Here is a 24099-nt window from a genome sequence, read left to right on the forward strand (position 1 = left end):
ACCGGCCGCATCAGCGGCCGGTAACTTGATTCATCGGGAAGGCAATACGATAGCAGACCGGTGCTGGCGCGGCCGGCCGCGGCTGCCTTACATGCGGGTGCGTTCGCGCTTGTGCAGCTTGGTCAGCTTGGACTTGATGCGCTGGAGCTTGAGCGGCGACAGGTACTCGACGAAGACCTTGCCCTTGAGGTGGTCTATCTCGTGCTGGATGCACACGGCCAGCAGTTCGTCGGCCTCGATCTCGAAGGGTTCGCCCTTCTCGTTCAGGGCGCGCACGCGCACATGGTCCGGGCGCTCGACGCGGTCGTAGACCTCGGGCACCGACAGGCAGCCCTCTTCCGCCACCTTGCGGGTGTCGCTGGACCAGAGGATCTCCGGGTTGATGAAGACCTGCAGCGCGTCGCGGGTCTCGGAGATGTCGATCACCACCACCTGCTCGTGCACGTCCACCTGGGTCGCGGCCAGGCCGATGCCGGGCGCGTCGTACATGGTCTCGGCCATGTCCTCCACCAGGCGGCGGATGCGGTCATCCACCACGGCAACCGGTTTAGCCACGGTATGCAGGCGGGGATCGGGGTAGGTCAGGATATCGAGTTTAGCCATGATGCTGGGGCGCAACGCCTGCCGCTCACACATGTGACCCGCGCGTTGCGGCTACGGGTGTTTACATGCAGAATCGGGGCGCAAGTACAAAAATTCAAGGCGCGCCGCAACAGGCACGCTCTCCAGGGTCAATCCGGCTGTTCTGCCAGCCGGTTCGAGAAAATGCGCGATCTTACCAAAGAACACCACGCGGCGCCGGGCCGCAGGCCGTACGCGTTTGCCCGTTGGATGTTGTGTGCGGCTGGAATCACTGCCGTCACAGGGGCGCCAGTACATGCCACCGATCTTACCGTCACCCCGGCCCAGCGGGCCCAGGCCAGCGTCACCGCGCAACGCGGCATCGCGGCCGCCGACCTGGCTTCGGACGCGCCCCAGCAATATGTCGTGCGCGGGGGTGACACACTTTGGGGGATCTCCGGGCGCTTCCTGCGCCAGCCCTGGCGCTGGCCTGAGCTGTGGGGGATGAACCAGCAGCAGATCCGCAATCCGCACCTGATCTATCCCGGTCAGGTCCTGTACCTGATTCAGCGCGACGGCCGCGCCTGGCTTTCGACCAGCCCCGAGGCCGGCGGCACGGTACGGCTCACGCCGGCCATGCGCAGCGAAGGCGGCCCCGATGGCGCCATCGCCAGCATTTCCGCCAAGGACATCGAGCCCTTCCTGATCCGCCCGCTGGTGGTGGACCAGGGCACGCTGGAGACCTCGGCGCGCATCATGGCCCTGACCGAGTCGCGGGTCTACCTGGGCATCGGCGACACCGCTTACGCGCGCGGCATCTCCCCGCCCGAGGCGGTGGTCGGCAGCGACTGGCAGGCCTTCAAGCCGGTCAAGCCCCTCAAGGACCCGGTCACCGGCCGGGTGCTGGGCTATGAAGCCGAGTACCAGGGCAATGTCCGCGTAACGCGTGCGCCAGAGGGCTTCGACGCGGTGACCACCATCAAGGTCACCCAGGCCCAGCAGGAAATGGGTTCCGGCACCTTGCTGATGCCCCAGCCGGCGCGCGAGCCGGTGCGCTATGTGCCCCGCGCGCCGGATGTCATGCTCGATGGCCGCATCGCGGCGGTCTACGGTGGCGTGCAGTTCGGCGGCGCCAAGCAGGTGGTGGTGCTCAATATCGGCACCGCCGCAGGCCTGGAGCCCGGCCACGTGCTCGCGCTGTCCCGCGCCGGCCAGGTGGTGCGCGATCGCACGGACGGCAATCGCGCCATCCAGCTGCCCGACGAGCGCTACGGCCTGGCCTTTGTGTTCCGGGTGTTCCCCGGCGTGGCCTACGCCCTGGTCACCGACGCCTCGAACGCGATCGAGGTGGGCGACCGCGTGACATCGCCGCGTTGACCGGGCTGGCAGCTACCGGCGCCAACCCGGTGCCGGTGCCCGCCACCACCCGCAGCGCCGCCGACATCGAGGCCTGGCTGCGGTTGACCGGTGCCCGCGGCCTGGGCACGGGCGCCTTGCGCCAGTTGCTGGCCACCTTCGGCCTGCCGCACCAACTGCTGGCGCAGACCGTCAGCGCGCTGGTGGCGGTCATTCCCGAAAAACATGCCCGGGCGCTGCTGGCCCCGCCCGATGCCGTCACCATGGCGCTGGTCGAGCGCACGGTGGCCTGGGCCGCCGTGCCTGGCAACCATGTGGTGACACTGGCCGATGCGGCCTATCCCCGCCCCTTGCTGGATCTGTCCGACCCGCCACTGGTGCTGTACGTCAAAGGCCGGCTGGAAGCGCTTGGCGGCCCGGCCATTGCCATGGTCGGCGCGCGCAGCGCCACCGTGCAGGGCGTGGAGGATGCGCGGCGCTTCGCCCGCGTGTTGTCCGGCGCCGGGCTGAGCGTGGTGTCGGGGCTCGCGCTGGGCATCGATGGCGCGGCCCACGAAGGTGCGCTGGAAGGTGCGCAGGAAGGCGCTGGCGGCACCGTGGCGGTGATCGGTACCGGTGCCGACCTGGTCTACCCCGCCCGCCATCGCGACCTGGCCCACCGCATCGCGGCCCATGGCGCCATCGTCAGCGAGTTCGCGCTCGGCATGCCAGGGCGCAGCCACCATTTCCCCCAACGCAACCGCATCATCGCGGCGCTCGCGCGCGGCGTGCTGGTGGTGGAGGCCGCAGCGCGCTCGGGGTCGCTGATCACGGCCCGGCTGGCGGCCGAGATGGGGCGCGAGGTCTACGCCATTCCGGGCTCCATCCATGCGCCGCTGTCCAAAGGTTGCCACCTGCTGATCCGCCAGGGCGCCAAGCTGGTGGAAACCGCCCAGGACGTGCTCGAGGAACTCGGCATGGCGGGGCAAGCCGCCCGGCCGGTGGCGCCGGCACCCATGCCCGGGCTGGATGATGTCCTCGGCCTCACGCTCACCCACGACCCCGTCACGCTGGACGCGCTATGCGCGCGTACCGCCCTGCCGCCCGAGCAAGTGGTGGCCAGCCTGCTGGAACTGGAGCTGGCGGGCGCGGTGGAGCGCCTGCCGGGCAATGTCTATCGCCGTGTAAGCTAGCGAGCGACGCTGAGGGCCGGTGGCCGAAAAAAGGGGGCTGAAAAAGAGGGCCGAAAAACGGATTTCCTGGCGGCCGCTACAATCAAACGATTTCCCGTGCCTGAAAAGGCTCATGTTTCCGCCGTCATGACCGTTTACTTTCCGGAGCAGGACCAGGGCGCGATCGCCCGGGCGCTGGCAGCACGTCCGCAAGGACGTCTGGTAGCCTGCCTGTGCGCAGCCTGGTGCGGCACCTGTGGGACCTATCAGGAGGCGTTCACGGCGCTTTCCGCCAGGTTTCCTGGTGATTGCTTTGTATGGATCGATATCGAAACCCATGCCGACCAGTTGGGCGATCTCGACATCGATAATTTTCCGACGCTGCTGGTGCAGCCGGCAGCAGGCGGCGCGCCGCAGTTCTACGGCACACTGCTGCCGCACATCGAAGTGCTCGAGCGCATGCTGGCGCGCGGCGCGGCTATGGCAGCGACGGCCGGCATAGCGGTGCCGAACGTGCTGGAGTGGCTGGCGCCGGGCGCTAACGACGACTAACCCCGGTCATTCGCGCATGGCGCAGGCCAGGAGCGCCAGCGGAAAATGCAGTCAAAAAACGAAGCGGGCAGCGGCTGTACAGGGCCGGCCCACACGCCAGCAGCGCCCGTTTGACGGCGACGGCGGAGGCAGCTTGCTTGCACCGCCGTCGGAACCGCGCTTATTATTGGCGCCTCAAAGCCCCAAGCTCGCTGTTTACATATAGTGCAGAGCCCTTAGTGGCAATAATTCGCAGGTCGCCAGAGTGCGGCCAGCAAGGATCCGATCCATGTCAAAAGCCCTCATCATCGCGGAAAAGCCATCGGTTGCGGCCGATATCGCCCGTGCCCTCGGGGGCTTTACCAAGCATGACGAATACTTCGAAAGTGACGACTACGTGCTTTCGTCGGCCGTCGGCCACCTGGTTGAAATCGCCGCCCCGGACGAGTACGAGGTCAAGCGAGGCAAGTGGAGCTTCGCCAACCTGCCGGTGATTCCCCCCCACTTCGACCTGCGCCCCATCGCCAAGACCGAGTCGCGGCTGAAGGTGCTCAACCGCCTGATCAAGCGCAAGGACGTCACCGGCCTGGTGAACGCCTGCGACGCGGGGCGCGAAGGGGAATTGATCTTCCGCCTGATCCAGCAGCAGGCCAAGGCCAAGCAGCCGGTACAGCGCCTGTGGCTGCAGTCGATGACGCCGCAGGCGATCCGCGACGGCTTTGCCCGCCTGCGCGACGATGCCGACATGCTGCCGCTGGCGGACGCCGCGCGTTGCCGCTCCGAAGCCGACTGGCTGGTGGGCATCAACGGCACGCGCGCCATGACCGCCTTCAACAGCAAGGGCGGCGGTTTCTTCCTGACCACGGTTGGCCGGGTGCAGACCCCCACGCTGTCGATCGTGGTGGAGCGCGAAGAGAAGATCAAGAAGTTCGTCCCGCGCGACTACTGGGAAGTGCGCGCCGAGTTCATCGCCGCCGCCGGCCTCTATGAAGGCCGCTGGTTCGACCCCAAGTTCAAAAAGAGCGAATTCGATCCGGAGACGCGCGAGTCGCGCCTGTGGAGCGAAGCGGAGGCCAAGAGCATCGTGGCGGCGTGCCGCGACAAGACCGGCACCGTTACCGAAGAGTCCAAGCCGTCCTCGCAGCAGTCACCGGCGCTGTTCGACCTGACCACGCTGCAGCGCGAGGCCAACTCGCGCTTCGGTTTCTCGGCCAAGAACACGCTCGGACTGGCCCAGGCGCTGTATGAAAAGCACAAGGTGCTGACCTACCCGCGTACCGATGCGCGCGCACTGCCCGAGGACTACATGGACACGGTCAAGCAGACCATGGACATGCTGGCCGAGAGCTCGCCGAATTACCTGCCGCATGCCAAGAAGGTGTTGGCAAGCGGGTGGATCAAGCCCAACAAGAAGATCTTCGACAACAGCAAGATCAGCGATCACTTCGCTATCATCCCGACGCTGCAAGCCCCGAAGAACCTCTCGGAGCCGGAGCAGAAGCTGTATGACCTGGTGGTGCGCCGCTTCCTGGCGGTGTTCTTCCCGGCGGCCGAGTTCCAGGTCACCACCCGCGTCACCGAGGTGGCGAGCCATCATTTCAAGACCGAAGGCAAGGTCCTGGTCAATCCGGGCTGGCTGGTGATCTATGGCCGCGAAGCCCAGGGCGACGAGGCCAACCTGGTGGCGGTGGCCAAGGACGAGCGCGTCAAGACCGACAAGGTCGATGGCGTGATGCTGACCACCAAGCCGCCGGCGCGCTACAACGAAGCTACGCTGCTGTCCGCCATGGAAGGCGCCGGCAAGCTGGTGGACGACGACGCGCTGCGCGAGGCCATGGCCGGCAAGGGCCTGGGTACGCCGGCCACCCGCGCGGCCATCATCGAAGGCCTGCTCGCCGAGAAATACCTGGTGCGCGAAGGCCGTGAGCTGATTCCCACCGCCAAGGCCTTCCAGCTGATGACACTGCTGCGCGGCTTGGGTGTGCTGGAACTGACCCAGGCCGAGCTGACCGGCGAATGGGAGCACAAGCTGTCGCAGATCGAACGCGGCGGCCTGAAGCGCGACGAGTTCATGCGCGAGATCGCGCAGATGACGCAGCAGATCGTCAAGCGCGCCAAGGAATACGACAGCGACACCATCCCGGGCGACTACGCCACGCTGGCCACGCCGTGCCCGCAGTGCGGCAGCCAGGTCAAGGAGAACTACCGCCGCTTCGCCTGCACCGCGTGCGAATTCTCGATCAGCAAGATCCCGGGTGGGCGCCAGTTCGAGATCGACGAAGTCGAAGAACTGCTGCTGAAGAAGGAAATCGGCCCGCTGCAAGGCTTCCGCAGCAAGATGGGCCGGCCGTTTGCCGCCATCCTCAAGCTGGGCAAGGACGACGAAGGCCACTACAAGATGGAATTCGACTTCGGCCAGAACGATGACGACAACGACGGCGAGCCGGTGGATTTCAGCGCCCAGGAAGCGGTTGGCGCCTGTCCCAAATGCGGCGGCTCGGTGTACGAGCACGGCATGAAGTACGTGTGCGAGAACAGCGTAGCCGTTCCCAAGGCCTGCGACTTCACCACGGGCAAGATCATCCTGCAGCAGGAGATCTCGCGCGAGCAGATCGGCAAGCTGCTGGGCGTGGGCCGCACGGACCTGCTGACCGGCTTCAAGTCGTCGCGCACCGGGCGCAACTTCAAGGCCTTCCTGGCCAAGCAGCCGGACGGCAAGATCGGCTTCGAGTTCGAGGCGCGCGAGCCCAAGGCAGGCGCCAAGACGGCGGCCAAGGGTGCAGCGGCCAAGGCTGGCGGCGAGGATCAGGCCGCCGAAGCGGTGAGCAAGGCCAAGGCACCGGCCAAGAAAGCAGCGGCCAAGAAGGCGCCGGCTGCCAAGAAGGCACCTGCGGCAAAGAAAGCCGCGGCCAAGGCGCCGGCAGCCAAGCGCGCTACCGGCAAGTCCCGCGCCGACGACGAAGCCACGGCCGACGCCGAGGAGTGAGCTGTTCGCGGAGCCGGCGTCCTGCCGGCTCCGCGTCTGCCTTCCTCTCCTTTAGCGCACGTCGTTGCGGATCTTGCCCTCTTCCAGCAGGAAATCGATAAAGGCGCGGACCTTGGTGGGCAGGAATTTGCGGCTCGGGTAGACCACGCTGATATCGCGCTTGGGCAACTGGTACTGCGTCAGGATGTGCGTGAGCCGCCCCGACTCGATATTGGGACGTGCCAGGTAGGATGACAGCATCGCCACGCCCATGTCGGCCAGCGCCGCCTGGTGCGCCAGCTCGGCATTGCTGCACAGCAGGCCAGGGCGGATCGGTACCGTCACCTCGCCCTCCGGGCCCGACAGCGTCCATTCATGTTCCGCGGTGGGAATGCGCATCGCGATGCAGCGGTGATTGCTCAGCTCGTGCGCGTGGCGCAGCGGCGGGTGCTGGCGCAGGTAGCCCGGCGAGGCGCACAGGATGATCTCGGCGGAGATCAGCGGGCGCGCGACAAGGTGCGAGCCCAGTCCCAGGTCCGACAGCACCACGCCTACGTCGCGGCCCTCTTCCACAATATCGACGATACGGTCCGACAGCTGCACGTCGAACACTACGTCCGGGTACAGGGCCTGGAAGCGCGCCAGCGTGTCCGGCAGCAGGTGCAGGCCGAACATCACCGGCGTCACCAGCCGCAGCGTGCCGGAGAGCGATTGGCTGCGTGCCGTTACCACCGATTCGGCCTCCTCCACGTCTTCCAGGATCTGCTGGCAACGCTGCAGGTAGGTTTCCCCGGCGTCGGTCAGCGACAGGCTGCGGGTGGTGCGGTTGAGCAACCGCGTGCCAAGGTGGCTCTCCAGATCGGCTACGTAGCGTGTCACTACCGCATTGGACATTTCCAATTGTTGCGCCGCACGAGCAAAGCTGCCCAGCTCGACCACCTTGGAAAAGACGCGCATCGATTGCAGCCGGTCCATGACATAGTCTCCAGTCTTGCCCGCGAACTTTTACGGAAAGTGGGTTATTTATTGTCAAAACTACAACTAATCATTGTCTGAGGCAATGTTTATTCATATCAGGGAAATACCTAATATGGAGCCATCGGATGCCGCATTGCAGCGAAGGCTGCTGAGAAGACAAGGCGTCCTGCCTGTGGAAAGGATTCAATCATGAAAAACCAACGTTTCGCCCTGATCGCCGCTGCCGCCACGCTGGCCGCCGCCCTGACTGCCGCCCCCGCATTTGCCAAGGCTGGCAAGTTCGACACGTACACCGATGGCGCCCGCGCCACCCAGACCTCGGTCTACAGCAGCGGCGGCAAGGCTGGCAAGTTCGACACGTTCACGGACGGCGCTCGCACCGGCAAGTTCGACCCGTACACCGATGGCGCCAAGGCCAGCAAGTTCGACGTATTCAGCGACGGTGCCGCTACCCTGTAATTCAGGCGCCCCGTCAGCGGGAACCGCATTTTATGGCGGTTCCACCCGTTTCGGCTGATCTCCACAGGCCGACGGGGAGGGAGCGAAAGCGCCTTCCCCGTACTATCTGGAGGACACGCCCGTACCATGCCGGTACGGGCGTGTTTGTTTTTGGGGTGCCGCTTCTGCCGCGCACTCACAGGTATCGGGTGATGCATGATACCCCCGGCCAGGATTTTGGACCGGCGCAGAGGCATAAAAAAACGGGCCAGTCATGGCCCGTTCTTGTTGCCGGCATCGCAGGCCGGCTGCCCGCGGGCGGGAGATGATCCCGCCTGCGCCAGGCAGATCAGTCGTCGTGATCGTGATGGTTGTGGCCGCGGCCATGCTTGCGCTTGTAGCCGCTGCGGTAGTAGCGGTCATCGCGATAGCCGCGGCCGCGCTCGTCCGCGTACGAGTTGCTGCGCGAGACGTTGCCGCCCAGCGCGGCGCCTGCACCGCCGCCAACTGCTGCGCCCAGCAGGCCGCCGGTGCGCCCGCCCATGGCGTTGCCCGCTGCCGTGCCTGCGCCGCCGCCCAGTGCGCCACCAATGATGGCGCCAGTGCGCTCGCGGCGGTTAGAGGTGACCGCGCCGCCCTCGCCGCCGCCAACCGCGCCGCCGATCACCGCACCGGTCGAGCCGCCGAGCGCACCACCGACCGCTGCGCCGGCGACACCGCCGAGTGCGCCGCCGAGGGCATTGTTCATATCGCCCGCAAACACCGGCAGCGCGGATGCCGCCAGGGCGATGGCCAGGGTGAAACTGCGAACGGGGTGCCGTGACATGTTCTTCTTCCTTGGGTTGAGCAACTGTGACGCAAGTGTAGAGATGTAGCCGCGACCTTGCTGTAACCACGTGTAAGGCCCTGTAACCGCTGCAGAAACGTAAAACGGGCCGCCAGGTTCGGCGGCCCGTTTTTTAGCGGCGTGAAGCGCGGAGTTACTACGGGGTTAGGATGGTTGTGCGGCTATGGGCACTCACATTCCCTGCGCGCGCGCCACATGCAGGTCAGCAGCATTTGCCCTGTCCCCCGCCGTAGCGGGCCTCCTGCCGTTCGCGAAAGAACGCCTCGTAGGTCATCGGCTCGCGGTCGGGGTGGGTGGCCTCCATGTGTGCCACATAGGTCTGGTAATCCGGCAAACCCACCATCAGGCGCAGGGACTGGCCCAAGTAGCGTCCCATGGTGCCAAGTTGCTCAAGCATGATGGATCTCCCGATAACGAATGTGGTCTCGCGCCTGCCGATGGATCGCGCGCGAACTCAATGCTGCGCCGAAGCCGAGGCGGGCATCGGCTCGAACGGCGTTTCGCGGTCGGTCGGTCGGCTCTGCGCGCGGGCATTCATGGCGGTCTTCAAGCCATAGAACACGATCGACAGCACCACGAACATGAACAGCGCGCACAGTCCGGCATCCAGGTAGTCGTTGAAGACGATGCGATGCATCTGCTCCATCGATTTGGCCGGAGCCAGCACCTTGCCTTGGGCGATGGCATCGCTGAACTTGGCCGCGTGGGTCAGGAAGCTGACCTTGGGATCGGCGTCGAACAGCTTCTGCCAGCCGGCGGTCAGCGTGCAGATCAGCAGCCAGATGGTGGGCACCAGCGTGACCCAGGCGTACTGCCCGCGCTTCATCTTGACCAGCACGCAGGTGCCGAGCACCAGCGCCACCGCGGCCAGCATCTGGTTGGAGATGCCGAACAGCGGCCACAGCGTGTTGATGCCGCCCAGCGGGTCAACCACGCCCTGGTACAGGAAGTAGCCCCAGAAGGATACGGTCAGCGCGGTGGCGATCAGGTTGGCCGGCAGCGAGTCGGTACGGCGGAACGAGGGCACGAAGGTGCCCAGCAGGTCCTGCAGCATGAAGCGGCCGGCGCGGGTGCCCGCATCCACCGCGGTCAGGATGAACAGCGCCTCGAACAAGATGGCGAAGTGATACCAGAAAGCCATCATGGCCTGGCCGCCCACCACCTGGTGCAGGATGTGGGCAATGCCCACCGCCAGCGTCGGGGCGCCGCCGGCACGCGAGATGATGGAGTTCTCGCCGACGTCCTTGGCAGTCTGGATCAGCACGTCGGGGGTGATGACAAAGCCCCAACCCGACACCACCTGCGCCACCGATTCCGGCGAGGTGCCGATCACGGCCGCCGGACTGTTCATGGCGAAGTACACGCCCGGCTCGATGACCGAGGCGGCCACCAGCGCCATGATGGCGACGAAGGACTCGGCCAGCATCGCGCCATAGCCGATAAAGCGCATATGCGCTTCGCTCTCAAGCAGCTTGGGCGTGGTGCCAGAGGAGATCAGCGCGTGGAAGCCCGACACCGCGCCGCAGGCGATGGTGATGAAGAGGAAGGGGAACAGGTTGCCCGACCACACCGGGCCGCCGCCCTTGGCAAACTGGGTGAACGCCGGCATCTTCAGCTCCGGCGCCACGATCAGGATGCCGATGGCCAGCGCGATGATGGTGCCGATCTTCAGGAACGTGGAGAGATAGTCGCGCGGGGCCAGCAGCAGCCACACCGGCAGCACGGCAGCGATAAAGCCGTAGATGATCAGCATCCACGTCAGCGCCTTGCCGTCGTAGGTAAACAGCGGCGCCAGCACCGCGCTTTCATGCACGTACTGGCCGCCAATGATGGCCAGCATCAGCAGCACGAAGCCGATCACCGACACCTCGCCGATGCGGCCCGGGCGGATATAGCGCGTGTAGATGCCCATGAAGAGGGCGATGGGAATCGTCACCCCCACCGTGAAGGTGCCCCAGGGCGAGTCCGCCAGCGCCTTCACCACGATCAGCGCCAGCACCGCTAGGATGATGATCATGATCATGAAGCAGCCGAACAGCGCGATCATGCCGGGCACCGTGCCCATTTCGGACTTGATCAGGTCGCCCAGCGAGCGGCCGTCGCGGCGCGTGGAGATGAACAGCACCATGAAGTCCTGCACCGCGCCGGCAAACACCACGCCCGCCAGGATCCACAGCATGCCGGGCATATAGCCCATCTGCGCGGCCAACACCGGGCCCACCAGCGGGCCGGCGCCGGCAATGGCGGCGAAGTGGTGGCCGAACAGCACGGCCTTGTTGGTCGGCACGTAGTCCAGCCCGTCGTTGTGGCGCCAGGCCGGCGTCATGCGCTTGGGGTCGAGCTGCATCACCTTCTCGGCGATGAACTTGCTGTAGTAGCGGTAGGCGATCAGATAGATGCAGATCGCGGCGACCACGATCCACAAGGCACTGACGGCTTCGCCGCGAGACAGTGCGACGGTGGCGAAGGCGAAGGCGCCAAGGATGGCGACGGCCAGCCACACCAGGTGTTGCCCGATGCGATTCATGATGAGGGTCTCCTCAGTCCGTTTTTAAGAATGCCAGCGGCGGGCAGGTGCCGGAAGCAAGGGGGGCGCGTGGTCAGCGTCCCCGGGCGGCGGCGGGCGGAGGGGTGCTCGGCGGGATGGTCCCTGCCATGTCTCCGTCGACGCCCGGTATATCTCGCAAGATCCGGATCTGGTCGTCGCAGGCGGGCGATGCAAACAGCAAAGACGCTAGCCGCACCCACTGCGCAGGACGCGTGCATTACGCCGCTTGCGCGGTGCGCGTGCGTCCGGCGTGTAGTATTGACACCCGTCCCTGGCGGCACAAGCGCGGAACTACGCAGCGATGCTGCGTGTTACTACGTAGATCGACGCGCGCATGCCGCTTGCGCGTCATCCGTGTTTACCCCGGTCCCGATGAAACTCCGTCAGAAAATCCTGTTATTGGCCGTCGCGCCGCTCGCCGTGGCCATGTTCGGCATCGCGCTGGCGGTACGCTACCAGGCCACCCAGCTGGCGAGCCACGAGCGCGCCCTGGTCGAGGCGGCCTACCTGCAGAGCAAGGAAGTCGAGCTGCGCCACTACGTAGAGCTGGCGCAAAGCGCGATCGCGCCGATGGTGCGCTCGGGCCACAACGATGCGGCCACGCGCGACGCCGCCATGCAGGCCCTGGCGCGCCTGGACTATGGGCCCGACGGCTATTTTTTCCTCTATGACCTGCAAGGCCGTAACCTGATGCACCCGCGCCAGCCCGAGCTGGTCGGGCAGGATCTGTGGAGCCTGCGGGACCCGCAGGGCGCGCTCACCATCCAGAAGCTGATCGCCGCGGCCCGCGGCGGCGGTGGCTCGGTGCGCTATATGTGGAGAAAGCCCTCCTCGCAGCAACTGGCCCCCAAGCTGGGCTACGTGGTGGCCGTGCCGGAGTGGAACTGGATGCTGGGCACGGGCATCTATCTCGACGACGTGGAGCGCACCCTGCGCCAGCTCGACGCGCGGGCTGAGACCGATATCCGCGAAACCATGGCCTGGATCGGCGTGATTGCCGCGATCAGCATCCTGCTGGTAGCCGCCAGCGGCCTGGCGCTCAATGTGAGCGAGCACCGCGAGGCCGATGCCAAGCTGCGGCAGCTGGCGCAGCGCGTGGTGCAGTCGCAGGAAGAGGAACGCGCGCGGCTGTCGCGTGAGCTGCACGACGGTATCAGCCAGTTGCTGGTGTCGGTCAAGCTGCTGCTGGAGACCGCCGCCAACCGGCTGCGCCTGGCCCCGGCCGAGGGCCAGTCGGTGGCGCCCGTGCTCGGCACGGCGCTGGTCCGGCTGGATACGGTCTTCAATGAGGTGCGCCGGGTGGCGCGCAACCTGCGCCCTGCCCTGCTTGACGACCTTGGCCTGTTCGCCGCGCTGGAGCATCTCGCGCGCGAGATGCAGGAGGGCAGCGGGCTGCAGATCCGCGTCGCGCGTACCGGCAAGCCGCGCGAACTGGCCGACGAGCAGGCCACGGCGCTGTTCCGCATCGCCCAGGAGGCGCTGACCAATGTGGAGCGGCATGCGCGTGCGCGCCATGTCACGCTGGCGCTGGCGTTCGACGCCGAGGCCACCCGCCTGACCGTGCTGGACGATGGCGCGGGCTTCGACGTGGCGCGCATGCAGCACGATCCCGCACGTGGCATCGGCCTGCGCAACCTGCGCGAGCGCATCGCCGCGCTGGGCGGCGAGTTCGATATTGTCTCCGGGCCGGGCGCGACCCGGCTGAGCGCCGCGGTGCCGGTGGTGCCGCCGGCCACCCGCTACAACCCCGATTCACCCGACGCACCAGGAAACACCCGCTCATGACCCCCGCCCCAGCCCGCGTCCTGTTGATCGACGACCACGCGCTGGTGCGCGACGGCATGCGCATGCGCCTTAGCCTGCAGCCCGAGCTCACGGTGGTGGGCGAAGCCGACGACGGCGAGGCCGCGCTGGCCTGGCTGGCGCAGGCCAGCGCCGTGCACATGCCCGAGCTGGTCATTACCGATATCGGCATGCGGGGCATGGGCGGCATCGCGCTGGCCGCCGCGCTGCACGAAGACTATCCCGAGCTCGCGGTGCTGATCGTGTCGATGCACGACAACCTCGAATACGTGCGCCAGGCGATCCGCGCCGGCGCGCGCGGCTATGTGCTCAAGGATGCGCCCTCCGATGAATTGATGGCCGCCATTGCCGCGGTGCTGGCCGGCCGCGTGTTCTACAGCGCCCGCATTGCCCGCAGCATGGCCGCGCAAACCCCGGCCGCCGGGCCGCTCGATGCGCTCACCCCGCGCGAGCGCGACATCTTCAACTGCATCGGCCGCGGCCAGGCCAACAAGGACATTGCCGCCGCGCTGGGGGTGTCGGTGCGCACCATCGAGACCCACCGGCTCAACCTGCGGCGCAAGCTCGGCATCGAAGGCCGCGCGGAGCTGGTGAAGTTCGCCGTGGAGCAAGGGAGCACGGAGGGCGGGCCGGCCGGGTCCCAATGAAAAAAGGAAAAAAGCCCACCCCGTTTGACGGGAGTGGGCTTTAGCGCTTGCCGACGAAGCTCCAGCCGTGGCCGCAAGCGCGCGGCTTTGGCTGGTGTGCCTGCTATTTAGGCAGCCAGGCGCTTTGCCAGCGCAGCCTTGGCATCCACCAGGGCTTGCGGCAGGTTGTGCTTGAGTTGCGTGAACAGCTCGTCATGCAGCGCCAGCTCCTGTTGCCAGGCGGCGCGGTCGATCGAGGTGACCTGCTCGAACTGCTGCTTGGTGAAATCCAGGCCTTCCCAGTTCAGGTCCTCGAAGCTGGGCGAGGTGCCGAACACGTGGTCGGTGCCCTTGCCGCGGCCTTCGACGCGGTCGATCATCCACGACAGCACGCGCATGTTCTCGCCAAAGCCCGGCCACACGAAGTTGCCGGCTTCGTCCTTGCGGAACCAGTTGACGCAGTAGATGCCCGGCAGCTTGGCGCCCGAAGCTTCCAGCTTCTTGCCCAGCGCCAGCCAGTGGCCGAAGTAGTCGCTCATGTTGTAGCCGCAGAACGGCAGCATGGCGAACGGGTCGCGGCGCACCACGCCTTGCTGGCCGGCAGCGGCGGCGGTGGTTTCCGAACCCATGGTGGCGGCCATGTAGACGCCTTCGGTCCAGTTGCGGGCCTCGGTCACCAGCGGCACGGTGGTGGAGCGGCGCCCGCCGAAGATGAACGCATCGATGGCGACGCCAGCCGGGTTGTCCCAGTTATCGTCGATCGACGGGCACTGCACGGCCGGGGCGGTGAAGCGGGCGTTCGGATGCGCTGCCTTGGCGCCGGTTTCCTTGGCGATGGCCGGGGTCCAGTCCTTGCCTTGCCAGTCGGTCAGGTGCGCCGGGGCTTCCTTGGTCATGCCTTCCCACCACACGTCGCCGTCATCGGTCAGCGCCACGTTGGTGAAGATGACGTTTTCCTTGAGCGTAGCCATCGCGTTGAAGTTGGTCTTCTCGCTGGTGCCCGGGGCCACGCCGAAGTAGCCGGCTTCCGGGTTGATGGCGTACAGGCGGCCGTCCTGGCCCGGCTTGATCCAGGCGATGTCGTCGCCGATGGTGGTGACCTTCCAGCCTTCGAAGCCCTTGGGCGGGATCAGCATGGCGAAGTTGGTCTTGCCGCAGGCCGACGGGAACGCGGCGGCCACGTGGTACTTCTTGCCCCCCGGCGAGGTCACGCCCAGGATCAGCATGTGCTCGGCCAGCCAGCCCTCGTCACGGCCCATGGTGGACGCGATGCGCAGCGCGAAGCATTTTTTGCCCAGCAGCGCGTTGCCGCCGTAGCCCGAGCCGTACGACCAGATTTCGCGCGTTTCCGGGAAATGGACGATGTACTTGGTCGGGTTGCACGGCCAGGCCACGTCTTTCTCGCCGGCGGCCAGGGGCTTGCCCACGGTGTGCACGCACGGCACGAACTCGCCGTCGGTGCCCAGCACGTCGAATACGGCGCGGCCCATGCGCGTCATGATGCGCATATTGACGGCAACGTACGGCGAATCCGACAGTTCCACGCCGATGTGGGCGATCGGCGAGCCCAGCGGGCCCATCGAGAACGGCACCACGTACAGCGTGCGGCCACGCATGCAGCCGTCGAACAGGCCAGACAGCGTCTGGCGCATTTCAGCCGGGGCGGTCCAGTTGTTGGTGGCGCCGGCGTCTTCCTTCTTCTGCGAGCAGATGAAGGTGCGGTCTTCCACGCGTGCCACGTCGGACGGATCGGACAGCGCCAGGAACGAGTTCTTGCGCTTGGCCGGGTTCAGGCGCTTCATGGTGCCGGCGGCGACCATCTGTTCGCACAGGCGGTCGTATTCTTCCTGCGAGCCGTCGCACCAGTAGATATTGTCGGGTTTGGCAAGGGCGGCGAACTCGGCGACCCAGGCGACCAGTTTCTGGTGCTTGACCCAGGCTGGAACGTTGAGTGCGGGCGTGCCCTGCATGGCGGGGTGGTTCATACTGCAACTCCAAAAGCGTAAAGGAAATCTTGCAAAGCCTGCCCGGTTGCCGCCTTTGGGAGACGGCTGGCGGTGGCCCCATCGCCAGGGCGGAAACGCGGTAATTCGCCGCCGGTTCCGCACCGGGCCGCATGGGATGGCTCGGGCCAGGATCGTCACATCCCGTTACAACTCCGCAGCGACTGGCACTGCGCAAAAGGTCGCGACAGGCCCCGCGGCTGCGCTACAGTGGCGCTGCGCCTGTGACGGGCGCCGGGCAGGCTTTGTCCGACGCGCCCCCGGTGACGGGAGACAGGCTCGACCGACAATCTGGGGCGGCATCGGAACCGGCAAGGATACCACCGCCGCACGCCGCTGTTTTTTTTTTGCGTCGCGCGGGATTGTTCCCGCCGCGTGCTGCAGCGGAGCGGTGTCGGGCGGCAGATGCTAAAACTATAACGTTGATGGGTGCGCCGCAATGTGGTTGCGCGCACCTTGCGATAGCCAAACTAGAGTTTCCGATGAAGATTGCCGTACTCGACGATTATCAGGACGCCGTTCGCAAGCTGTCGAGCTTCAGCCTGCTCGATGGCCACGACGTCAAGGTGTTCAACAACACCGTCAAGGGCGTAGGCCAGCTGGCGGCACGCCTGTCCGATGTGGAAGCCGTGGTGCTTATTCGCGAACGGTCGCGCATCACCCGGCAACTGCTGGAAAAACTCCCTAAACTCAAGATCGTCAGCCAGACCGGGCGCGTTGGCGGCCATGTGGATGTCGAGGCCTGTACCGAGCGCGGCGTCGCGGTGCTGGAAGGCGCGGGCTCGCCCGTGGCCCCGGCAGAACTCACCTGGGCCCTGATCATGGCGGCCCAGCGCCGCATTCCCCAATACGTGGCCAGCCTCAAGCATGGCGCCTGGCAGCAGTCCGGGCTCAAGTCCACCACCATGCCACCCAATTTCGGCCTGGGCCAGGTGCTGCGCGGGCAGACGCTCGGGATCTGGGGCTATGGCAAGATCGGCAAGCTGCTGGCGGGCTACGGCCGCGCCTTCGGCATGAATGTGCTGGTATGGGGACGCGAGAACTCGCAGAAAAGCGCGCGCGAGGACGGCCTGGCCGTGGCCGAGTCGCCCGAGCAATTGTTTACCGACAGCGACGTGCTCTCGCTACACCTGCGCCTGAATGACGAGACCCGCGGGCTGGTCAAGCTGGCCGACCTCTCCCGCATGAAGCCCACCGCCCTGTTCGTCAACACCAGCCGCGCCGAACTGGTCGAGGAGAACGCCCTGCTCGCCGCGCTCAACCGCGGGCGTCCCGGCATGGCGGCGGTCGACGTGTTCGAGTCCGAGCCCATCCTGCAGGGCCATGCCCTGCTGCGCATGGAAAACTGCATCTGCACGCCGCACCTGGGCTATGTCGAGCGCGAAAGCTATGAGATGTATTTCCGCATTGCGTTCCAGAACATCCTCGATGTGCTGGCCGGCAAACACGACAGCATCGCCAATCCCAAGGCGCTGACGCCGGCGCTGTCGCGCTAGGCGCGGCGCGTCAGCCACCCCGGCCACCCCGGCCACCGGCCGGCGAGTGCGCTACGCGCAACGCGAACAAGGCAAAACCGCTACACTCGGACTTCCCGCGCGGCCCCTGGCCGCGCTTTTCGTCCTTCCCACCCGTTTTCCCTGCCCCCGCCGCCATGGATCCCAGGCTCGTGATGCTGTGCCTTGGCAATTTCGTGATCGGTACCGGCGCGATGATTGTCACCGGAGCGCGATGATTGTCACCGGCATGCTCAATGACATTGCCGGCGCTTTCCAGCTCGGCGCCGGCACCGCCGGCCAGCTGATCTCCGTATTTGCCCTGGCGACCTGCATCGGCGCGCCCCTGTTCGCCACGCTCGGCTCGCGCATCGACCGCCGGCTGCTGCTGGCGGGCTCGCTGCTGGTCTATGCCGCGACGCACCTGGCCGCGGCTTTCGCGCCGAGCTTTGCCAGCCTGATGGCGATCCGTTTCCTGAGCGCGATCGGCGCGGCCATCTATACGCCGCAAGCGGCTGCCACCTTGCCATTGCTGGTCAACGCGCAGACGCGCGGGCGCGCCATCAGCTTTATCTTCCTGGGCTGGAGCGTGGCCAGCGTGGTGGGCGTGCCAATGGGGACATGGATCGCCAGCACCCTGGGATGGCGTTTCAGCATGGGGCTGGTGGGTTTGCTGGCGCTGGGCGCGGCGGTGGGCGTGTGGCGGGCCTTGCCGCAGCGGCTATATGTGGAGCCGGTTGGGCGCGCGGCGTGGGGCGCGGTGCTGCGGCATACGCCGATGGTGCTGGTGGTGGCTACCACCATGATCCAGTCGGCCGGGATGTTCACGCTGTTTACCTATATCGCGCCGCTGCTGCGCGACGTGCATGGCATCAGCGGCGGCGCCCTCAGCCTGATGTTCCTGGCTTACGGCGCATGCGGCGTTAGCGGCAATGTGCTGGCGGCTTCGCGCATGGACCGGATCACGCCCGCGCGCATCGTCCAGATCGCCATGCTGACCTCGCTGGCAGCCATGCTGCTGTGGCCGCTCGCCGCGCTGGGGCCGATGGCGCTGGTGCTGATCTTCATGCTGTGGGGCGTGGGCGGCTTTGCCACCAACAGCGCGCAACAGGCGCGGCTGGTGGCGCTGGCGCCGGAGCGCGCGGCGGTGTCGATCTCGCTCAACTCGTCTTCCATCTACCTCGGCCAGGCCTTGGGCGCGATGGGTGGCGCGGCGATCTATGCGACCGCCGGCGCCGACTCGCTGCACTGGGGCGCGGCGGCGCTGATGCTGCTGGCGTTGGCGGTATCGCAGCGGGCGCGGGTGCTGGGACAGCGCTGGAGCCTGCGCGAGACAGCGCGGCAGCAGGCCTGACCCAGCCGTGCGGCGCCGCACATGGGGCGGCTCACTTGATACCTCCGTTCGGAAAATCCCGGCGCTAAGATTAGGGGCACAGGGTCAAGGAGACGGCATGGGCACAACCAACGGCATGCGCCTGCTCGCTATCAGCGTCGGCAAGGCAGTCCCGCTCTTCGTGGCGGCCGTGGGTACCGAGGCGATCGTGATGTCGGGCATCCGCAAGCATCCGCTCAGCACCTTGCTGCACCCGCTTGCGGTTGCGGTGCGCCCGCTGGGGCTGGCGGGCGACGAACAGGCTGACCTGAGCGTGCACGGCGGCCTGGACAAGGCGGTCTACGCCTACCCGGCCGAGCACTATGCCTGGTGGAACGAGCGCCGCCGGGAAGCGCGCCTGCCCGAGGCCGAGAAGCCGCTGGCCCCTGGCGCCATGGGCGAAAACCTGACCCTGGAAGGCGTGCTCGAGACCGAACTGTGGGTGGGGGATCTGCTGCGCATCGGCGACGTGGTGCTCAAGGTGGAGTCGCCGCGCCAGCCTTGCTACAAGTTCAACGCCGCGATGGGCTACCGCCACGCGGTCAAGCATATGGTGCAAAGCGGCTATTCGGGCATCTACCTGAGCGTGGTCACCCCGGGCGATCTCCAGGCCGGCACGGCGGTGGTCATCGAGCCGGGACCGCGCGATGTGTCGATAGAAAGCATCAACGCCCGGCAACGCAATGGCCGCCAGAGCCTGCTTTTCTGATAATGTTTGGCTCTCGATACAAGCAGGTATCCCTTCGCGCTGTAATAGTTTGTAATGGCGCAGATTGCACGGGTACTGGCCTTCAACGCCCTTGATCCTGTACTACTAGCGGTTTGCCGCGGCGCGGCACCGGCTTCCCAGAAGGCCGGGCCACGGGGGAGCGGGCGCATTTTGCGCGCACTGTAAGAGAGTCCTCACATGAAAACGAACGGGATCGACCAGGCCAAGGGCTTCGTCGACGCTAAGTGGAGTCCGGCCACGGGTACCGGCAAGGGCGTTTCGCCCTGGTTGCTCGGCGCGGTCTTGATCGTGCTGGCCGCGGGCGGATGGTTCGGCTGGCGTGCCTGGACGGCACCCAAGCCGGCGGCCAAGGCGCCGCCCGTGGTGGTGGTGGCCACCGCCGTGGTGCAGCAGGGCGACGTGCCGCTGCGGGTGACGGCCAACGGCACGGTGAGCGCGCTCGCCGCGGTGGAGATCCGCCCGCAAGTCTCCAGCACCGTGCGCACCGTGCATATCAAGGAAGGCCAGACCGTCAAGCCGGGCGACCTGCTCTTCACGCTCGACACCCGCATGGACGAGGCCAACCTCGCCAAGGCCCAGGCCCAGCTGATGCGCGACCAGGCCGACCTCTCGGACGCCCGCCGCACGCTGGCGCGCAGCAATGAACTGCTGCAGCGCAACTTCATCTCCAAGAGCGCGGTGGATACGGCCCAGGCCAAGGTCGACGGCTTCGAGGCCACCATCCGCGCTGACCAGGCAGCCATCGAGGCCAGCCGCGTGGCGGTCAGCTACGGCGCCATCCGCGCCACCATCGGCGGGCGCACCGGCGTGATCAATATGTTCCCCGGCTCGCTGGTGATGCCCAACAGCGCCCTGCCGATGGTCACCATCGCCCAGGTGCAGCCGATTGCCGTCACCTTCACGCTGCCCGAACGCCAGCTCGCCGCGCTGCGCGAGGCCCTGCACGCCGGCCCTGTCGCCGTGACCGCGCTGCCCAACGACGGCAGCAAGAACCCGGTGACCGGCAAGATCAGCTTTGTGGACAACACCGTGGACCCGCAGTACGGCAGCATCCGCATCAAGGCACAGTTCGACAACGACGAGCAGCGCCTGTGGCCGGGGACCTACGCCAACGTGGATGCCGTGGTGCAGACCCTGAAGGACGCGCTGTCGGTACCGCCGCAGGCGGTGGTGACGGGGCCGGAGGGCCGTTTTGTCTACGCCGTGCAGGCAGACAACCGCGTCAAGCCGATGCCGGTGAAGGTGCAGGTCTCGACCGCCAGCGCCGCCGTGATCGACGGCGTGCCGCCCGGCACGCGCGTGGTGGTGGAAGGCGCGCAGAACTTGCGCGCCGGCAGCCTGGTGCGGGAAGCGACGCCCGCGGCCAAGGCCGGCGCGGCAAGCGCCGCCGCCGGTGCTAACGCCGATGCCAAGCACTGAGCCCAGGGCACTGACACCATGACCCTGTCCGAGCTTTGTATCCGTCGACCGGTGATGACGATCCTGCTGTGCCTGGCAGTCATCGTCACCGGCATCGCGCTCTACCCCACCATCCCGATCGCGGCGCTGCCGTCGTTCAACTCGCCGGTGATCCAGGTCACGGCCACCTTGCCCGGGGCCAGCCCCGAGACCATGGCGGCCTCGGTGGCGACCCAGCTGGAAAAGCAGTTCGCCACCATCCCTGGCGTGTCGGTGATCAGTTCGTCCAACACGCTCGGCAACTCTAGCATCACCATCGAGTTCAACAACGACCGCGACATCGACGCCGCGGCCGTGGACGTGCAGGCGGCGCTGTTCCGTGCGCAGCGCGCGTTGCCGATCGAAATGACGGTGCCGCCCTCGTACCGCAAGGTCAACCCGGCCGATGCGCCGGTGCTGCTGCTGGCGATCAACTCGCCGGCCATGAGCCTGGCCGAGCTCAACGCCTTTGGCGACAACCTGATCTCGCCCAGCCTGGCCACCCTGCCAGGTGTGGCGCAGGTGCAGGTGTTCGGCCAGAAGCGCTTCGCCGTGCGCGTGCGCGCCCACCCGGACGCCCTGGCCGCGCGCGGCCTCACGCTGGATGAGCTGGCCACGGCGCTCAACCGCGCCAACGCCAACACGCCAGTGGGCACGCTGGACGGCGCGCGCCAGACGCTCACCATCCAGGCCAACCGGCAGCTTGCCAGCGCCGATGCGTTCCGCAACATCATCGTGGCCAGCCAGCCCAGCGGCGCGCTGGTGCGGCTGTCGGACGTGGCCGATGTGGAAGACAGCGTCGAGACCATCAAGACCGGCAGCTGGCTCAACAACGAGCGCTCGATCGTGCTGGCCGTGCTGCGCCAGCCCGACGCCAATACGGTGGCGGTGGTGGACGCCATCAAGAACGCGCTGCCGCGCCTGATCCAGCAGATGCCGGATTCGGTCAACGTGGCCGTGGTCAATGACCGCTCGCAATCGATCCGCGAATCCATCCACGACGTGCAGTTCACGCTGGCCCTGACCGTCGGGCTGGTGGTGATGGTGATCTTCCTGTTCCTGCGCCGCGCCGCTGCCACGCTGATTCCCACCGTGTCGCTGCCGATCTCGCTGATCGGCACGGTGGCGCTGATGAAGGCCTTCGGCTACAGCCTGGACAATGTGTCGCTGCTGGCCATCACGCTCGCCGTGGGTCTGGTGGTGGACGATGCCATCGTGATGCTGGAAAACATCGTGCGGCACATCGAGGAGGGCGTGCCGCCGCTCAAGGCCGCGCTGGTCGGCTCGCGCGAGATGGGTTTCACCATCCTGTCGATCTCGATCTCGCTAGTGGCGGTGTTCATCCCCATCTTCTTCATGCCGGGCGTGATCGGCTTGCTGTTCCACGAGTTCGCGGCGGTGGTGTCGCTGGCCATCCTGGTGTCGGCGCTGGTGTCGCTCACGCTGATCCCGATGCTGTGCGCGCGCTTCCTGTCGGCCGAGAACGTGCCGATCGACGAGTCGCAACACGCCTACGGCGACCATGCCGGTGCCAGCCATGCGCCGGCCATCGTGCAGAAGCAGACCATCGGGCTGCGCTCCACCCAGTGGTTCGAGAACCTGTTCGAGTTCACGCTCCACCGCTATGCGCGTGGGCTTGACTGGTGCCTGGCGCACCGCAAGTCGGTGCTGGCGGTGGCCGGGCTGACCTTCGTGCTGACCGCGGTGCTGTTCGTGATGATCCCCAAGGGCTTCTTCCCGGAAGAAGACATCGGGCAGATCCAGGTCAACGCCGAAGGCCCGCAGGACATTTCCTTCGACGCCATGGCCGACCGCCTGCGCGACGCCGCCGAGCGCATGCGCAAGAACCCGGCGGTGCGCAGCATCGTGGTCTCGATCGGCGGCGGGCCCTCCCCCGCCATCAACACGGGCCGCATGTTCGTCGAGCTCAAGCCGCTGGGCGAGCGGCCCAAGATGGCCAAGGTGGTGGAATCGCTGCGCAAGGACGTCTCGGGCATCGCCGGCCTGGCGGTCTATTTCTCGCCAGTGCAGAACCTGCGCCTGGGCGGGCGCCAGAGCAAGAGCCGCTACCAGTACACGCTGCAAAGCGTGAAGGCCGGCCAGCTGCAGGAGTACTCCGACAAGCTGATGGGCAAGATGCGCACCGATCCGCTGTTCCGCGACGTCACCAGCGATTCGCAGCAGTCGGGCCTGGAAGCGCAGTTGTCGATTGACCGCGACAAGGCCAACGCGCTCGGCGTGCAGATCCAGGACGTGCGCCAGGCGCTGTACTCCGCTTTTGGCGAGCGCCAGGTCTCCACCATCTACACGCCGATCGACAACTACTACGTGATCCTGCAGGCGGCCGATATCGACCGCGCCGACGAGACCGCGTTCTCCAAGATCTACGTGCGCAGCAAGACCGGGCAGATGGTGCCGATCTCGGCCTTCGCCACCACCGAGCGCAGGGTCGGGCCGATTGCGGTGAACCACCAGGGCCAGCTGCCCTCGGTCACGGTGTCGTTCAACCTCGCGCCGGGCGCGGCGCTGGGCGCGGCCTCGGCCAAGATCGATGGCTACAAGCAAGAGATCGCCATGCCCACCGCGATCTTCACGAGCTGGGGTGGCGACGCGGCCGTGTTCCAGTCGTCCCAGGCTACGCAGGTGCTGCTGCTGGTGGCGGCGCTCGCGGTGATCTACACGCTGCTGGGCGTGCTGTATGAGAGCTACATCCATCCGCTGACCATCCTGGCCGGCCTGCCGTCGGCGGCCGTCGGCGCGCTGCTGACGCTCTTCATCTTCAATGTGGAGCTGTCGCTGATCGCCACCATCGGCGTGCTGATGCTGATCGGGATCGTCAAGAAGAACGCCATCATGATGATCGACTTCGCGCTGGCGGCGCAGCGCGAGCAGGGCATGGCCCCGGCGCGCGCGATCCGGCAGGCCTGCCTGCTGCGCTTCCGCCCGATCATGATGACGACCTTCGCCGCCGTGATGGGCGCGCTGCCGCTGGCGCTCGGCCTGGGCGCCGGTGCCGAGCTGCGCCAGCCGCTGGGCCTGGCGGTGGTGGGCGGCCTGCTGTTCTCGCAGGTGATCACGCTGTTCATCACGCCGGTAATCTACCTTGCGCTGGATCGCTTCTCGGGTACCGGCCCGCTGCAGATCGATGCCGAGGGGAATCGGTTGCCGGCCCTGGTGGGCGGGGAAGTGGAGCCGCAGCGCTGAGCCTTCCCTTCTCTTTGGCCCCGCCGTCGCGGGGCCAAGGGATTCCCTGCGCATCC

General features: G+C 66.7%; 18 protein-coding genes. 12 read left to right on the plus strand and 6 right to left on the minus strand.

Annotated features, from left to right (window positions below; all coding sequences use genetic code 11):
• Positions 1-87: 87 nt before the first annotated feature.
• Complete coding sequence (gene def / locus OR16_RS29410) at positions 88-603, minus strand: peptide deformylase (protein WP_006162274.1); 516 nt, start codon at positions 601-603, stop codon at positions 88-90.
• A 162-nt stretch (positions 604-765) separates the two neighbouring features.
• On the opposite strand from def, the gene OR16_RS29415 reads away from it, so the two are divergent.
• The 4 genes from OR16_RS29415 to OR16_RS29430 all read left to right on the plus strand — a co-directional run bounded on the left by OR16_RS29415 (position 766) and on the right by OR16_RS29430 (position 6585).
• On the plus strand, positions 766-1938 hold the full coding sequence (locus OR16_RS29415; protein ID WP_006162276.1) for a LysM peptidoglycan-binding domain-containing protein: 1173 nt from the start codon (positions 766-768) through the stop codon (positions 1936-1938).
• Positions 1935-3089, plus strand: a complete 1155-nt coding sequence (gene dprA / locus OR16_RS29420) for a DNA-processing protein DprA (protein ID WP_006162277.1) — start codon at positions 1935-1937, stop codon at positions 3087-3089. Before OR16_RS29415 ends, dprA begins: the two co-directional genes overlap by 4 nt.
• Before the next feature lie 126 nt (positions 3090-3215).
• Entirely contained in the window at positions 3216-3620 is a 405-nt protein-coding gene (locus OR16_RS29425; RefSeq protein WP_006162278.1) for a thioredoxin family protein, read from the plus strand.
• Positions 3621-3888: 268 nt separating this feature from the next.
• Positions 3889-6585 carry a DNA topoisomerase III gene (locus tag OR16_RS29430; RefSeq protein WP_006162279.1) on the plus strand — a complete coding sequence of 899 codons (2697 nt, stop codon included), beginning with the start codon at positions 3889-3891 and terminating at the stop codon, positions 6583-6585.
• Between the two features lie 51 nt (positions 6586-6636).
• Here OR16_RS29430 and OR16_RS29435 read toward each other — a convergent pair whose 3' ends face one another.
• A complete protein-coding gene (locus tag OR16_RS29435; protein WP_006162280.1) occupies positions 6637-7539 on the minus strand; it encodes a LysR family transcriptional regulator in 903 nt (300 codons plus the stop codon).
• A gap of 192 nt (positions 7540-7731) precedes the next feature.
• Between OR16_RS29435 and OR16_RS29440 the strand changes: the two genes are divergently transcribed.
• Positions 7732-8001, plus strand: a complete 270-nt coding sequence (locus OR16_RS29440; RefSeq protein WP_006162281.1) for a hypothetical protein — start codon at positions 7732-7734, stop codon at positions 7999-8001.
• 328 nt (positions 8002-8329) lie between these two features.
• Here the strand turns inward: OR16_RS29440 and OR16_RS29445 are convergent, their stop codons facing one another.
• From OR16_RS29445 to OR16_RS29455, 3 genes are all read right to left on the minus strand, one after another.
• Positions 8330-8806 (minus strand): hypothetical protein, encoded by a 477-nt coding sequence (locus tag OR16_RS29445; RefSeq protein ID WP_006162282.1) that lies wholly within the window; start codon positions 8804-8806, stop codon positions 8330-8332.
• A 223-nt stretch (positions 8807-9029) separates the two neighbouring features.
• Positions 9030-9224: a YbdD/YjiX family protein gene (locus OR16_RS29450; protein WP_006162283.1), complete on the minus strand. Its 195-nt coding sequence runs from the start codon at positions 9222-9224 to the stop codon at positions 9030-9032.
• Between the two features lie 57 nt (positions 9225-9281).
• Positions 9282-11354, minus strand: coding sequence for a carbon starvation CstA family protein (locus OR16_RS29455; RefSeq protein ID WP_006162284.1), 2073 nt, complete (start codon positions 11352-11354; stop codon positions 9282-9284).
• 393 nt (positions 11355-11747) lie between these two features.
• Here OR16_RS29455 and OR16_RS29460 point away from each other — a divergent pair, with 393 nt between their 5' ends.
• Both OR16_RS29460 and OR16_RS29465 read left to right on the plus strand, forming a co-directional pair.
• Positions 11748-13160: a cache domain-containing protein gene (locus OR16_RS29460; protein WP_043421640.1), complete on the plus strand. Its 1413-nt coding sequence runs from the start codon at positions 11748-11750 to the stop codon at positions 13158-13160.
• Positions 13157-13825, plus strand: a complete 669-nt coding sequence (locus tag OR16_RS29465; protein WP_006162287.1) for a response regulator — start codon at positions 13157-13159, stop codon at positions 13823-13825. The genes OR16_RS29460 and OR16_RS29465 overlap by 4 nt, the downstream gene beginning before the upstream one ends.
• 107 nt (positions 13826-13932) lie before the next feature.
• On the opposite strand, the gene OR16_RS29470 is transcribed toward OR16_RS29465, so the two are convergent.
• Positions 13933-15789: a phosphoenolpyruvate carboxykinase (GTP) gene (locus OR16_RS29470; protein ID WP_006162288.1), complete on the minus strand. Its 1857-nt coding sequence runs from the start codon at positions 15787-15789 to the stop codon at positions 13933-13935.
• A 500-nt stretch (positions 15790-16289) separates the two neighbouring features.
• Here OR16_RS29470 and OR16_RS29475 point away from each other — a divergent pair, with 500 nt between their 5' ends.
• The 5 genes from OR16_RS29475 to OR16_RS29495 all read left to right on the plus strand — a co-directional run bounded on the left by OR16_RS29475 (position 16290) and on the right by OR16_RS29495 (position 24043).
• A complete protein-coding gene (locus tag OR16_RS29475) occupies positions 16290-17303 on the plus strand; it encodes a D-2-hydroxyacid dehydrogenase family protein (protein WP_006162289.1) in 1014 nt (337 codons plus the stop codon).
• A gap of 247 nt (positions 17304-17550) precedes the next feature.
• On the plus strand, positions 17551-18654 hold the full coding sequence (locus tag OR16_RS29480) for an MFS transporter (protein ID WP_423739693.1): 1104 nt from the start codon (positions 17551-17553) through the stop codon (positions 18652-18654).
• A gap of 97 nt (positions 18655-18751) precedes the next feature.
• Complete coding sequence (locus OR16_RS29485; protein ID WP_006162292.1) at positions 18752-19381, plus strand: MOSC domain-containing protein; 630 nt, start codon at positions 18752-18754, stop codon at positions 19379-19381.
• Between the two features lie 198 nt (positions 19382-19579).
• Positions 19580-20821 (plus strand): efflux RND transporter periplasmic adaptor subunit, encoded by a 1242-nt coding sequence (locus OR16_RS29490; protein WP_006162294.1) that lies wholly within the window; start codon positions 19580-19582, stop codon positions 20819-20821.
• A gap of 18 nt (positions 20822-20839) precedes the next feature.
• Entirely contained in the window at positions 20840-24043 is a 3204-nt protein-coding gene (locus OR16_RS29495; RefSeq protein ID WP_043421642.1) for an efflux RND transporter permease subunit, read from the plus strand.
• The last annotated feature ends 56 nt before the right edge of the window (positions 24044-24099 follow it).

Origin of the sequence: Cupriavidus basilensis OR16, assembly GCF_000243095.1 — a bacterium.
GTDB lineage: Bacteria > Pseudomonadota > Gammaproteobacteria > Burkholderiales > Burkholderiaceae > Cupriavidus > Cupriavidus basilensis_D.

Coding starts and splice junctions, on each gene's coding strand:
- OR16_RS29475 (WP_006162289.1), top strand. CDS start 16,290: ATGAAGATTGCCGTACTCGACGATTATCAGGACGCCGTTCGCAAGCTG.
- OR16_RS29450 (WP_006162283.1), bottom strand. CDS start 9,224: ATGCTTGAGCAACTTGGCACCATGGGACGCTACTTGGGCCAGTCCCTG.
- OR16_RS29430 (WP_006162279.1), top strand. CDS start 3,889: ATGTCAAAAGCCCTCATCATCGCGGAAAAGCCATCGGTTGCGGCCGAT.
- OR16_RS29485 (WP_006162292.1), top strand. CDS start 18,752: ATGGGCACAACCAACGGCATGCGCCTGCTCGCTATCAGCGTCGGCAAG.
- OR16_RS29445 (WP_006162282.1), bottom strand. CDS start 8,806: ATGTCACGGCACCCCGTTCGCAGTTTCACCCTGGCCATCGCCCTGGCG.
- OR16_RS29460 (WP_043421640.1), top strand. CDS start 11,748: ATGAAACTCCGTCAGAAAATCCTGTTATTGGCCGTCGCGCCGCTCGCC.
- OR16_RS29440 (WP_006162281.1), top strand. CDS start 7,732: ATGAAAAACCAACGTTTCGCCCTGATCGCCGCTGCCGCCACGCTGGCC.
- OR16_RS29480 (WP_423739693.1), top strand. CDS start 17,551: ATGCTCAATGACATTGCCGGCGCTTTCCAGCTCGGCGCCGGCACCGCC.
- OR16_RS29455 (WP_006162284.1), bottom strand. CDS start 11,354: ATGAATCGCATCGGGCAACACCTGGTGTGGCTGGCCGTCGCCATCCTT.
- OR16_RS29495 (WP_043421642.1), top strand. CDS start 20,840: ATGACCCTGTCCGAGCTTTGTATCCGTCGACCGGTGATGACGATCCTG.
- OR16_RS29470 (WP_006162288.1), bottom strand. CDS start 15,789: ATGAACCACCCCGCCATGCAGGGCACGCCCGCACTCAACGTTCCAGCC.
- OR16_RS29465 (WP_006162287.1), top strand. CDS start 13,157: ATGACCCCCGCCCCAGCCCGCGTCCTGTTGATCGACGACCACGCGCTG.
- OR16_RS29435 (WP_006162280.1), bottom strand. CDS start 7,539: ATGGACCGGCTGCAATCGATGCGCGTCTTTTCCAAGGTGGTCGAGCTG.
- OR16_RS29425 (WP_006162278.1), top strand. CDS start 3,216: ATGACCGTTTACTTTCCGGAGCAGGACCAGGGCGCGATCGCCCGGGCG.
- OR16_RS29490 (WP_006162294.1), top strand. CDS start 19,580: ATGAAAACGAACGGGATCGACCAGGCCAAGGGCTTCGTCGACGCTAAG.
- def (WP_006162274.1), bottom strand. CDS start 603: ATGGCTAAACTCGATATCCTGACCTACCCCGATCCCCGCCTGCATACC.
- OR16_RS29415 (WP_006162276.1), top strand. CDS start 766: ATGCGCGATCTTACCAAAGAACACCACGCGGCGCCGGGCCGCAGGCCG.